The organism is Microcoleus sp. EPA2, from assembly GCA_020882975.1.
Lineage (GTDB): Bacteria > Cyanobacteriota > Cyanobacteriia > Cyanobacteriales > Microcoleaceae > Microcoleus.
This window is the reverse complement of record JAHRFD010000003.1, coordinates 68,732-81,236: the sequence shown is the minus strand read 5'-3', so window position 1 is coordinate 81,236 and position 12,505 is coordinate 68,732. Positions and strand designations below refer to the sequence as shown.

Sequence of the window (12,505 nt, the reverse complement as noted above, 5' to 3'; positions counted from 1 at the left end):
AAAATCAAAGCATCAAGCTTTTTATTGGTCGCTGTCGCTCATGTCTTTGCCACGTCTGTTAACATTAATCGCGACTATCTGCCTCACCCTGGGGCTGATTATTGGGCTGGTCAGTTCCTTAACGGGACTTTATACTCAAGTTGCGTGGTCTGCGTCTCCGCTGCTGGCTAATTTGCTGATTTTGGCGATCGTGGTACTTTTGGGTACGCTAATATTTGCGATTGTTTATTACTTGAATCTGCTAAAAATTCCTCAAAAAACTAAGGGAAAACGGGTGATTAAGCCCAAGGTTCCGGTGATAAAAAGTGAAGCTGCTACAGAAAATTTGAAAGCAATTCGGCAACAAGTCGATCGCATTCAAGATGAAGTAGCACGGCAAGCTTTGCTGTTAAAAGCGCGAGAAATTGAAGCTAGTATGGCTCGCGGTAGCATTCGGATAGTTGTGTTCGGCACCGGTTCTGCGGGCAAAACTTCTGCGGTGAATGCCCTGGTGGGAAGGATGGCGGGACAGGTAGGCGCGCCGATGGGAACTACGGAAGTTGAAGCAACTTACACTCTCAAATTGAAAGGGATCGATCGAGAATTAGCAATTACTGATACCCCAGGCATATTGGAAGCGGGAGTAGCCGGCACCTACAGGGAGGAGTTGGCAAGACAGTTGGCGGCGAGGGCTGATTTGATCTTATTTGTTTTGGATGGCGATTTGCGCAAATCTGAATATGAACCGCTGCGTAATTTGGCGGAAATTGGCAAAAGGTCGATCGTAGTTTTTAATAAAATTGACCTTTATCTCGACAGCGACAGAGAGGAAATTCTCTCTCGACTCCGGGAACGAGTTAAGGGTTTGGTAGCGACAATGGATGTGGTAGAAATTAGCGCTAATCCTCAACCAGTGAGGCTGGAAAACGGCACAATTTTTCAGCCTGACCCGGATATTATGCCATTAATTCGGCGCGTTGCTGCGATTTTGCGAGCGGAAGGAGAAGATTTAATTGCTGATAATATTTTGTTGCAATCTCAGCACTTGGGAGACCAAGCTCGCAAGTTAATTGACGCGCAAAGACGCAGGCAAGCTGATAAGGTAGTGGAGCGATTTCAGTGGATTGGGGCCGGAGTCATTGCTGTAACGCCTTTGCCAGTGGTAGATTTACTGGCAACAGCAGCAGTTAACGCTCAAATGGTAGTAGAAATTAGCAAGATTTATGGTTGTGAATTAAATATCGATCGTGCTAAAGAATTGGCATTCTCTCTGGCAAAAACCTTAGCTAGTTTGGGGATAGTTGAAGGTGTAATTCAAATAGTGTCAAGGGCACTTCAGTTAAGTGTAGCTGGGTTTGTACTTGGCAAGGCTATTCAAGCAGTTAGTGCTGCTTATTTAACTAGAATTGCGGGTAAAAGTTTTATTGAATATTTTCGACATGACCAAGATTGGGGTGACGGTGGGATTGCGGAAGTAGTGCAAAGGCAGTTTCAATTAAATCGGAAAGATGAGTTTGTGAAGGCTTTTGTTAAAGATGCGATCGCCCGCGTCGTCGAACCTTTGAATATTTATCAAAAGTCAGAAGAATCAGAATTAGAAATAGTAGCCGAATTAGAATCTAAAATAGAACCGGAACCCTTGTATCGTTCGCAGGAATATGAAGATTGGGAAACTTACAGCAACAAACAAAAGGATGAGTGGTAATTGGGCATGGGGCATGGGGCATGGGGCGAAGCGAAGCCGAAGGGTCTTCTTCCTTTTTCCTAAATTTCCCCCCTTGGGGGGCTGGGGGGGTGACTTCTTCCTTCTTCCTTCTTCCTTTCTTAAGCGATCGCATCGAACACAATTTTGATAAGATTTAAAGTTTACAACAAAAATTAGTATTGTTTGGCAGGGAAAAAAACATGAGCGATCGACCAATCATTCTAGGTATTGTCGGAGACAGCGCAGCAGGCAAAACCACCCTGACCAAGGGAATTGCACAAGTATTGGGACCAGAAAATGTCACCATTATTTGTACCGATGACTATCACCGCTACGACAGGACGCAGCGGGCCCAAATAGGGCTTACAGCATTGCATCCTGACTGCAATTACCTAGATATCATGCAACAGCACCTAAGTCTGTTACGTACCGGTCAAGCTATTCTCAAACCCATTTATAATCACAGCACAGGTACATTTGACCCCCCGGAATACATCAAGCCCAGCAAATTTGTGATAGTGGAAGGTTTGCTGGGTTATTCAACTCGTGCAATCCGCGATTCCTATGATGTAAAAGTGTATCTTGCTCCCCCAGAAGAACTGCGAACTCAGTGGAAAGTTAAGCGCGATATTATGAAGCGTGGCTATACTGAAGAACAGGTACTTGCGGAAATGAAAAAGCGGGAAAATGATTCCGAAGACTTTATTCGTCCCCAGCGCAAGTTTGCTGATGTTGTCGTTACTTTTTATTTACCAGAAGAGGACAATGAAGTAAATTTGAGCGTCCGTTTAGTCCTGAGACCGACCATTCCTCACCCAGATTTCACTGAGATTTTAAGCCAAGGTAGTGATAATTTTAAACCCGCCATTCGCTTAGAGCTCGATCGGGATATGGGCAAACCCGTTGATGTCTTGGAAGTAGACTCCCACGCTACTAGCGAACAGGTACACGAATTGGAAAAGATTTTGTGTAACGAAATGCCACATTTGCGAGGCTTTTGCTCGACTGAAGGTAATTCTGAAATTGGCAAACTTGTGGGTACAACTGGCGAAGTTTTACAAAGTTACCCGTTAGCTTTGACTCAACTTTTGATTGCTTATCACATGATTAAAGCAATTCATTTATATTAGTTGTTAGTTATTTGTTATTGGTTATTTGTTGTTTGTTATTAGTGGTTATTGATTTTGTTGTTTTTTGGTCAGTGGTTCCAATTCCCGTGGCCAATTATAACAACTGCCCATGCTCTTGATGCGCTTTCCTAATCGCTCCGTTTTCACAAATAACAAATAACAAATAACAAATAACAAATAACCCATAACCAATAACTCATAACTACCCTAGCCCAGTCTTGTTAGCAGTTGCTAATTGCTGAATTTGGACTGATGCTGGCAATTGACTTTGGGGTGCGGGAACCATTTCGCCTCGGAAGTCCAGAAGAGTGACGAGCAGCAAATAGCCCAGTGCTAATACTATAGAAAACACGCCGGTGATAATAGCAATAATTTTTGAACGTTCCATATTCAGTAATAATTAGGTACAGCTAATATAAGTTTAACATTAAAGGGAGTCATGATTACAGGACTTATGCAATAGAATATAATCAGGTGCTACTTATTTATATGACGAAAATGGAACCTCTTATAGATGCGCCAAATCCCATCGAGATGCCCGTCGCAGCCCCTGTGGTGGAAACATTTAATCTGGGGAAGTTCTACCGTACAGGCTTCTGGATGAACCAAAAAATTGAATCGCTGAAAAATTGTACTCTGACTGTCACTGAGGGCGAAACTTTCGGGCTGTTAGGACAAAATGGGGCGGGGAAAACTACCCTGCTGAAAACTTTGCTGGGTATAGTGCGGCCTACTTCTGGTAGGGCGCTGTTGTTGGGGAGGCCTTTGGGCGATCGCGCGGTGAAGCAACGAGTTGGCTATTTGCCAGAAAATCCCTATTTTTACGATTATCTCACGGGCTGGGAATTTCTGCAATTTGCAGCGGGTTTGTTTCAAATTCCTCCCTCGATTCAGCGACAGCGAATTCCGCATTTGCTAGACTTAGTTGGGCTAGCTCAATCGGCGGCAATCAAAAAGCAATTGCGACAATATTCTAAGGGTATGCTGCAACGAATTGGCATGGCTCAAGCTTTGATTAATAATCCAGAGGTGGTATTTTTAGATGAGCCGATGTCGGGTTTAGATCCGATGGGACGCTATCAGATGCGGGAGATCATTTTATCGCTGAAAAGTCAAGGAAAAACGATTTTTTTTAATTCTCATGTACTTTCAGATGTGGAGAAGATTTGCGATCGCGTGGCAATTTTGGCGAGAGGTGAGTTAATCTGCATTGGTGCGATCGATGAACTATTGGGTAATACTGAAACTTATCGGGTTGAAGGTAGGGGTGGCCATTTGAATATTTTGAAAAAATGGATACCGGATCTGGAAGTTGATAATGAGGTCTGGTACGGTCATTTGCAGGGCGATCCGAAGCAGTTTATGTCTAGTCTGAGCGCTACGGGAGGGCAGCTAATAGGGATGAATTTGGCTAAGCCTAGTTTGGAAGAGTTTTTTATGCAGCAACTGGAAGAAAGAGGGATTTATTCGAGTAGTTGAAGTTGATAAAGTCGATGGTTGAAAATATGTTGTTGAAACCAAGAAAACCCCGCGGTTGAAACCGCGTCTACACAAACAATGTCCGCCTGCGCGGACTAGATAAACGGGCTATGGGGCCCGTTTGATTGGGGCAAGACTTCGATCGCAATTGTTCCAGTAATGCGATCGGGATTTATTTGACTCATATCAACTTCGCTACTCTATCAAGAAAAATTGCTAAATTGTATCAGGGTCAATATTTAATTCTCGCAGTTTTGCCGCTAGGCGATCGGCACGTTGTGTCTGTTGTTCAGCACGTTGTGCCTCTTGTGTGGCACGTTGTGTCTCTGTTTGAGCCACCTCTTCCGGGCTGGGAATCAGTTCTCCTGCTGTTGTGAACAAACGCAATTTTTGGTCATGTATTCCCAGATATAAATCTAGTTGTTGACTGAACAAATGTCCTTGGGAATTTGGTTCCAGCGGTTGGTATTCGCCATCGACTAAATGAAACCCAGCCAATTCTAAATTATACGGATTGAACCAGAAATAATCATGGGTGCGAAACGTATTTTGATAAAGTAGTTTCTTGAAACCTTTATCAATTGCCGCTGTTGTTGGCGAAAGAATTTCGACAATTACATTAGGATATTTGCCATCTTCTTCCCAAACAGCCCAACTTTTACGAGCTTTTCGTTCGGTTCCCAAAACTACAAAAAAGTCTGGGCCTCGACACAATTCAGATTTAAGCTGGCGGGGACTGTAGTAGATGGTAAGATTGCCAACAGCATAGAAGTCATTTCTATCTTGCCACAGCCATTCTAAGCATTGCAGCAATAGGATTATTTGTCGGAGATGAAGTTCGGTTTCCACAGGAGGTTCGTCACTATATAAGTCACCTGGGGGAAAGATAACATTTTGTGGGATGTCTTGGGAAGGGGGTAGTTCTTGAACTGCTGTCATGACTCTTGGGTTGGGGTTAAGAGGCTTGGTATTTATTTTAGCGTTGGAGTGCGATCGCTCTCGATCATTTTAACATTATAATGTCAAGCCGACAGTCTTTTTTGTTTGTATCGAAGTCTAGATCCCCCCTAACCCCCCTTAAGAAGGGGGGGACAAGAGTATTTGTCTTTCGTCCCCCTCTTCTTACCTTAATAAGGGGGGACAAGAGTATTTCTCTTTCGTCCCCCCCTTGTTACCTTAATAAGGGGGGACAAGAGTATTTCTCTTTCGTCCCCCCTTGTTACCTTAATAAGGGGAGGACAAGAGTATTTCTCTTTCGTCCCCCTCTTCTTACCTTAATAAGGGGAGGACAAGAGTATTTCTCTTTCGTCCCCCTTCTTAAGGGGGATTTAGGGGGATCTAGACTTCGCATAAAAGCGACATTTATTATGGGTTTCAGTCTTAATTTGTCACCAATGCCCTATGCTCAATTCCCAATTCCCAATTCCCAATTCCCAATTATTTCCGTGCTTCCGCTAACAAGGGTAACTCTAAATTTCCACACACCAACTCTGCACAATTCCACTGCCGCAGATACTCACAAACTTCAGAAATAATCGCATTTGCTGCATCTAAAATTCCCGCCTGATGCGCGTGATAATGCGCTCTGATTAACGGCTGAATGTCCTCGATATTTTGCCATTCTGATTTTGGTTTGAGGGGAATGCTGATATAATAGTGATAGGCTTGGCTGTGAGCGTTACGGAGATGTCCGGGATGGTGATTTAGCAGATGTTCGCCCTTTTCTCGGACTAGGGGATGCAACTGATAGGATTTGAAATGGCGATCGTAATATAGTAATTGTCGGCGCTTCAGTGCCAGGATAATATTTTCTTTTAGTTCGTATTTGCTGAGTTCTGGCATTTGAGCGCTAATTCCGGCAAAAGATAGGGGATATTCTGAGGTTTGATAGACTGAAATTCGGCCCAGACAAGTTTGCTCGCCGTCACTGAGACGCGCTATCATTTCATCAATTAATCTTTCAATATCTCGAATCAGCAACCAGTCTCTCTGGTGCAGAAAAATCCCGACATTTCCTTGAAACTCGGTATCATCTCGAATCAAGGCTGCGACGAGTTGTAAGGCTTTGGGATGTCCTGAATAGCGATCGCCCATTTCCGCTAATTCCTCTGCATTTGCAGTCAGATTAAAAGATTGCAACAGGGAAATTGCGCTATCTCGATCCAATCCATTGAGCTGGATTTCGCGGGTGACAGTGGGCGGCAATTCGGCTAAGCTTTCGCGACTGGTGAAGATGATTTTGCTTTGATGTTCTGTTTCTAATAGTTGTTTGAATAACCAAGCATATTCTGCACAATCGTCTGCGAAATAACCAGCCGCTTTGGCTTCTCCTGTTTTCAAAAGTGTTTCGGCGCGATCGAACACAATTAAGCAAGGTTTTTCTCTGAGGATTTTGAGCAGATTTTCGGTTTTTTTGCCACACTCATTTTCAGCGTTGACGGCGGGAGTAATGTCGCCGTTGGAGAGGGTGAATAGCAGGGAGTCAATTGTGCGATCGCAGGGGGGTGCTTTGCCTGTTGCGGATTCCAAGGATTGCCAAGCGGCGCAGGCGAAGGGGGTATTTTCGGTGTGGAGTTGGCGGATTAGTTGGCTGATGAGGGTGGTTTTTCCGATGCCTGGTAATCCGACAATTGAGATGGCGATGGGAACCCCCCCCAGCCCCCCCTTGGTAAGGGGGGGAGCAAGAGTGGGCGATTCATTGGTAAGGGGGGGAGTAGGAGCAATTAGGGTTTTTAAGGTGTCGATTTCTTTGGTGCGCTGTACCCAATTTCTGACGGGGGGTAAGTTTTCTGGGAGGGGGAATGTGCGATCGTTTTGGTTGTCTTGGGGGATATCTGCGATCGGGGCGGCTAAAAGTAATTCTGTTTCCTTTATATCATTGCGCTCGATAATATCTTCCCAGTTATTGATTCCTACAGCCTTGCAAATATCGATAAATGTTTCGCGTCGAATTCGGTTTTGCGCCCAAAACCTCCTTAAAGTGGCTTTGGAAGTTAGAGCCGCTCTGCACCAAGTATCCTCAGTTTTGTTCCATCCGAGATTGCGTCTTACCATGTCAATGATTTTTAGCCCTTCTTCAGATGCTCTGAGCAAACCAGCCATTGTTAGTCCTTTAGCACAATTGCGATCAAATTTAATTATAGCTCAGGTTGGAGAGCCGAAAGATGAGCCAAATGAGACAAATGAGCCTTTTTTGTTGAGCCAAATATTGTCGCGGTGGACTGGGAAAGTGGCGCTAAACCCTTTTTGATTGGTGTTGATTACAAAGTCGCAGCAGGAAATACGAGAGAAGTTGGCAATCAACTCGCTGAGTATTTAAGAGATCAGGGAGTTGATCCCAACAAAACAGAACTAATTGGTCACAGTTTAGGTGCTCATATATCTGGCTTTGCAAGTGCTCAGTTTCGACAGCTAACAGGTAATCTGATTAATCGTATTGTAGGTTTAGATCCTGCTGGACCTGAATTTACAACTAGGAGCAGACCGATAGGAGGAGCGTTAGGAACTGGTGTGGTTGAAGAACCAGTTCCTCCAAGCGATCGCCTAGATCCGACTGATGCTAAACAAGTAATTGCTGGTCATTCGGCACCTAACACATTTGGGTATAAAGATCAAATAGGAACCAAGGATATTTATTTCAATGAAAAACTGCTACTTCAACCAGGGGCATCTAATTCTATAGATAATCACGGCTCTATTACTAAGGGCTTTACAGAATTAATAAAGGGAGGGTCTTTTTATCAAGCAGATGGAAGTAAATTCGATAGAGAACAGTTTTATTCTCCAGAAACAGGTCGTATCAACATTGATACGACCAAACCAAGTTTTACAGGATCAATAACTGGTACTTTTGGAGGTGGCAGCAATAAGTTCAGTTTAGGAACACCTACATTTGCCAGCTTTGTACAGTTTGATGGGAATACTTTTAGTACAGGAACCGATATTAATTTTAGCCTCGGTAAATTAACGTACCAAAATGGAGTAACTAATTTAGGTTCAGAACCCAAAGGAGATATTCCTCTTGAAATTACTCTGTCAGTCACCCAACCACAAAGCAGCCCCCAAACCTTTAACTTTGTAGTCAAAAACCAAGTTGTTCCTAATGATACAGGCAATGCAGTTCTGGATGGTGATAGGCTTCTTTTTTCAGGTGCAGGATTATCCAAAGAGAGAATTAAAGTTGCGGGTGCTGAATATACCCTCGATTTGTTTGGTTTTACTTCAGATGGTGGTAAAAGCACTGTAGGTCAATTTGACTCACCAGAAAATACCACTGCTACCGCTGCTTTACTTGGTAAAATTGTCCCCGTGACTATTTTTACTCGCATAGGAGATTTTACTGGTATACGAGAGGGAGCAAAGGAACTTGGAAATAAGTTTCAAGAGACTTATGATGGTTTTAGGAACATAATTGCTGATGCACAAAATGCAATTTTGAGAGGGCCTCTAGTTTACCTCTTGCCAGAGGCTTCAAGAACAACTAGAAGTGCCAGCCAAGTCAATCCCCCAACAGATACGGGAACTACATTTCAGATTACTCAAGCAATAATGGCTGAAAATCCGGGGGGTGTCCAAGGTTCTGATAAAAATGAGAAAATCTTAGGATCGCCCGTAACTGATGTAGTATTCGCAGCCAGAGGTGCTGATACTATCGAGGGTGCTGTTGGCAATGATTACCTGCGAGGCGGAAAAGGAAGCGATCGCATTTTAGGTGACGATGGCAACGACATTCTCAACGGCAATGAAGGTGATGATTTTATCTCAGGAGGCCCTGGCAATGATTTAGTGCGGGGTGGACAAAACAATGATGAAATTTTTGGCAATGACGGAGACGATATTTTAATCGGTGAAAAAGGAACAGATCGGCTAACTGGTGGCAGCGGGACAGATGTTTTTATCTTGAGAACAGATACAGGTATAGAGGAAACCAATCCTGCTACTGCTGATTGGTTACTTGACTTCAATGCGAGTGAAGGCGATCTAATTGGCATCAATGGAGGCGTACCAATTAACATTCTCACTTTCACCCCTACTGATGTCAATCAAGATGGTATTGCAGACACCATTATTCAGTACACAGAAAACAACGAAATTATAGGTGTCTATACAAACATCTTTGGTGTCGTCATCAACACGCAGCCAGACATTGTGAAAAATGCCTTATTTACTATTCCTCTGAACGATCCAATCACTCAGATAGGATGACGCTGTAGGAAAGTTACCCCATAGTTCGTCACAGCAATATTAAGAAGTGCGATCGCCCTTAACACAAAAAGAGCGATCGCCCTTACCCTTTTTCACAAAAACTCAACACGCCCAAGCATTTCTTCAGGCGTGTACACTTCATAAATCAAAACCAGAGCTTCAATGATTTGTCCGATCGAACGAGTCCCTTGCTTACAATAAGCAATACCTGGATGCTCGCTGCTAAGACTGGCGATCGTTAAAAAATCATCATCGTGAGTCATAATCACTCGCTTTTGTTCGCAGATAAATGCTAACTGTGATTCATCACTCCGAGCAAGTAACCCCGCCTCAATAGTTGTTGTAACATCAATGCCGTGCCGACGCAACTCTCGCGCCACAGCAGATTTAACATTTTCATCTAAATGAAAGCGGATGCGTTCACTCACCTCTAATTTCCCTCAGCTTTTCCTGCAAACGAGAAGGTGGACTCTTGCGCTTCAACTCTTCGACAAAAGCATCTGATTCAGCAGTGCGGCGGTCAATTTCTTCTCGATTATCGTAATAGTAAGTCATGGCTGCATGAACCGAAGCAGGTGACAAATTATAATCCCTAGCGATTTCTTCTATTGACTCTCCCATATTAAGATACATTTCAGCGATGTGTGCTACAGAAATTCGATGACCCGCAATGCGTGGTTTACCACCAAGCACTCCCGGTGTAATTTCAATATACTTTGTGATGACTGATTGCTTAGACATAAAGCGTCAAAGGCTCCTAATTGGTAATGTTTAGAGCTATTTAATTTTAGCAAAAACAGACGAAGTGCGTTAGCGAAGCCCTCGAAGAGGATCGCCCATTTGTTATATACATCTAGAAGCTCTCCCGCAAAATGTCTTCCCCCGACTGGGTACGAATCTCTTCCAGAGTAGGAAAGTCTTCTGCCCAGGTTCCAGCTAGGGAATAAACCAGTTCCGTCCAAGGAATTAAAGCATCTACTGTATCGGTGGATTGATTCCCATTCAGGTACTTGGCACGAATAAACTCAGCGAAAGTGAGAATTTCGCTAGCTTGATTTTGGGGAAGAGTTTTGACGATCGCATAAATCTGTTCAATAACAGTCATAATCTGATTAGAGATAAAGAGCAATTTAGTTTTATTTTAGCAATTATAATCGGTTTAGTTCCACAGGCGATCGCCCTTACGACAAAAAGTGCGATCGCCCTTAATCCCCACTACATCCATCCTTGTTCATCTGCGATTAAAAAAAGTGCGATCGCCCTTTACGACACAAAGTGCGATCGCCCTCTAAAACAATCCCCAATACCCAGACTTCCCCACAACCACCGTCCTTAAATCCCAACCCTCTCATAGAGATTGAATCATGATTAAACTAAAATTCAAAATACTAGCAACACTAGCCCTAATCAGTGCAATAGGCATAGATTGTACCAGCCTAGTCAAACCAGCCACCGCACAAACCGCCGCATCCCTAGCCTACCATCTCAAACAAGCAGGCGCTAAGATGTACAGCGCTTCTTGGTGTCCTATGTGTCGAAGACAAATTCAAGTTTTTGGAGATGCTTTCAGCCAAGTTCCGTATATTGAATGCTTCCCTGCCGGTAGAGATCGTGGATTTAATCCCCATTGCGAGAACGCCAGAATAGATAGCTTTCCTACATGGGTAATTAATGGTCGCACCTATCGCGGTTTGAAGTCTATTGAACAACTAGCCAACCTATCTAAATACGGTACACCTTCAAACACCAATGACAAAGTAAAAATATGTGACTATAAAGCCGACCTGATATTTTATGAGAGAAATCCTCAAATGTTGGGTCGAAAAATTTCCAGTTCTCAATCTAGTTTAGCAAATGAATGGTCAGGAATTAGAAGGAATATTCGGGGATGTCAGTAACGCATTAAAGCCCTAGAATTTGTAGGGGCAATCCCCCCGTGGTTGCCCATGTTTGCCACAACAAGAGCGGATGTAGGGGCAATCCCCCCGTGGTTGCCCATGTTTGCCACAACAAGAGCGGATGTATGGGCAATCCCCCCGTGGTTGCCCATGTTTGCCACAACAAGAGCGGATGTAGGGGCAATCCCCCCGTGGTTGCCCATGTTTGCCACAACAAGAGCGGATGTAGGGGCAATCCCCCCGTGGTTGCCCATGTTTGCCACAACAAGAGCGGATGTAGGGGCAATCCCCCCGTGGTTGCCCTAGGCCAGGGCGGGCACGGGGGCACCGCCCCTACATATCGGGTTGGGCACGGGGGCACCGCCCCTACATATCGGGTTGGGGATGGTATTTTTCTAAATGCAAAGGTTCGTCTTCCCAAGCGATTGGATTGTTGAGGATATATTCACGAATTGTTTCGCAAGATTCCTCATCGCGAATAATATGTTCGTGATAATTTCGCTGCCAAAATTTTTTGGGAAATGGTGTCCAACCTAAGTTGGCAACACCATGTCGGTATTTAGCAGTTGTCAGTGATTTGAAGCGCTGAACCACATCTGGTAATGTCATGGGTTTCTTAGGAATAGCGCCAGAAATATTTTCTGGCATCAAAACAATAATTCCGTGAAAATGATCTGGCATTACCACAAAAGCATCGACTTCTACACCTGGATAATTCAACGGCAATTCATCCCAAATAGTTTGCACCATCAGCCCTGCTTCGCTCAAATATATTTGGTTATTGCGGATTTCTCCTAATGTATATAAACCATCTTTAATACAGATAGTGACAAAATAAGCTCCCGCTTGAGAATAATCATATCCCTTGAGGCGAATAGAACGCCGATGATGTTTAGCAGCATCGTACTTCATGATAATTCGATTGTGATGTCTATTCGATTGTACCGTAGGGGCGGTGCCCCCGTGCCCGCCCCATCCGATGCGTAGGGGCGGTGCCCCCGTGCCCGCCCCATCCGATGCGTAGGGGCGGTGCCCCCGTGCCCGCCCCATCCGATGCGTAGGGGCGGTGCCCCCGTGCCCGCCCCATCCGATGCGTAGGGGCGGTGCCC

Annotated in this window: 12 protein-coding genes; 5 read left to right on the top strand and 7 right to left on the bottom strand. The window is 44.3% G+C overall.

The window, feature by feature from the left end; translation table 11 throughout:
* The first annotated feature begins 40 nt into the window (after positions 1-40).
* Positions 41-1,684 carry a YcjF family protein gene (locus tag AAFP14_RS04685; protein ID WP_341731149.1) on the top strand — a complete coding sequence of 548 codons (1,644 nt, stop codon included), beginning with the start codon at positions 41-43 and terminating at the stop codon, positions 1,682-1,684.
* A gap of 200 nt (positions 1,685-1,884) precedes the next feature.
* The gene (locus AAFP14_RS04680; RefSeq protein ID WP_341731148.1) at positions 1,885-2,814 is read left to right on the top strand and encodes a phosphoribulokinase; all 930 of its coding nucleotides are present in this window, start codon (positions 1,885-1,887) and stop codon (positions 2,812-2,814) included.
* Between the two features lie 202 nt (positions 2,815-3,016).
* Here the strand turns inward: AAFP14_RS04680 and AAFP14_RS04675 are convergent, their stop codons facing one another.
* Positions 3,017-3,202 carry a hypothetical protein gene (locus AAFP14_RS04675; protein WP_341731147.1) on the bottom strand — a complete coding sequence of 62 codons (186 nt, stop codon included), beginning with the start codon at positions 3,200-3,202 and terminating at the stop codon, positions 3,017-3,019.
* A 110-nt stretch (positions 3,203-3,312) separates the two neighbouring features.
* On the opposite strand from AAFP14_RS04675, the gene AAFP14_RS04670 reads away from it, so the two are divergent.
* Positions 3,313-4,293, top strand: a complete 981-nt coding sequence (locus AAFP14_RS04670) for an ABC transporter ATP-binding protein (RefSeq protein WP_341731146.1) — start codon at positions 3,313-3,315, stop codon at positions 4,291-4,293.
* A gap of 216 nt (positions 4,294-4,509) precedes the next feature.
* Here AAFP14_RS04670 and AAFP14_RS04665 read toward each other — a convergent pair whose 3' ends face one another.
* Entirely contained in the window at positions 4,510-5,232 is a 723-nt protein-coding gene (locus AAFP14_RS04665; RefSeq protein ID WP_341731145.1) for a Uma2 family endonuclease, read from the bottom strand.
* A gap of 498 nt (positions 5,233-5,730) precedes the next feature.
* Positions 5,731-7,395, bottom strand: coding sequence for an NB-ARC domain-containing protein (locus AAFP14_RS04660; RefSeq protein WP_341731144.1), 1,665 nt, complete (start codon positions 7,393-7,395; stop codon positions 5,731-5,733).
* A gap of 105 nt (positions 7,396-7,500) precedes the next feature.
* Here AAFP14_RS04660 and AAFP14_RS04655 point away from each other — a divergent pair, with 105 nt between their 5' ends.
* Positions 7,501-9,498, top strand: coding sequence for a choice-of-anchor K domain-containing protein (locus AAFP14_RS04655; protein WP_341731345.1), 1,998 nt, complete (start codon positions 7,501-7,503; stop codon positions 9,496-9,498).
* Positions 9,499-9,590: 92 nt separating this feature from the next.
* Here the strand turns inward: AAFP14_RS04655 and AAFP14_RS04650 are convergent, their stop codons facing one another.
* The 3 genes from AAFP14_RS04650 to AAFP14_RS04640 all read right to left on the bottom strand — a co-directional run bounded on the left by AAFP14_RS04650 (position 9,591) and on the right by AAFP14_RS04640 (position 10,603).
* Positions 9,591-9,926 (bottom strand): DUF5615 family PIN-like protein, encoded by a 336-nt coding sequence (locus tag AAFP14_RS04650; protein ID WP_341731143.1) that lies wholly within the window; start codon positions 9,924-9,926, stop codon positions 9,591-9,593.
* Positions 9,919-10,239: a DUF433 domain-containing protein gene (locus tag AAFP14_RS04645; protein ID WP_341731142.1), complete on the bottom strand. Its 321-nt coding sequence runs from the start codon at positions 10,237-10,239 to the stop codon at positions 9,919-9,921. Before AAFP14_RS04645 ends, AAFP14_RS04650 begins: the two co-directional genes overlap by 8 nt.
* A 112-nt stretch (positions 10,240-10,351) precedes the next feature.
* Positions 10,352-10,603 (bottom strand): DUF2281 domain-containing protein, encoded by a 252-nt coding sequence (locus AAFP14_RS04640; RefSeq protein WP_341731141.1) that lies wholly within the window; start codon positions 10,601-10,603, stop codon positions 10,352-10,354.
* Between the two features lie 259 nt (positions 10,604-10,862).
* On the opposite strand from AAFP14_RS04640, the gene AAFP14_RS04635 reads away from it, so the two are divergent.
* Positions 10,863-11,396, top strand: a complete 534-nt coding sequence (locus AAFP14_RS04635) for a thioredoxin domain-containing protein (protein WP_341731140.1) — start codon at positions 10,863-10,865, stop codon at positions 11,394-11,396.
* A 366-nt stretch (positions 11,397-11,762) separates the two neighbouring features.
* On the opposite strand, the gene AAFP14_RS04630 is transcribed toward AAFP14_RS04635, so the two are convergent.
* Positions 11,763-12,505 (bottom strand): transposase (locus AAFP14_RS04630; protein ID WP_341731139.1); only part of this gene is annotated, 743 nt, incomplete at its 5' end.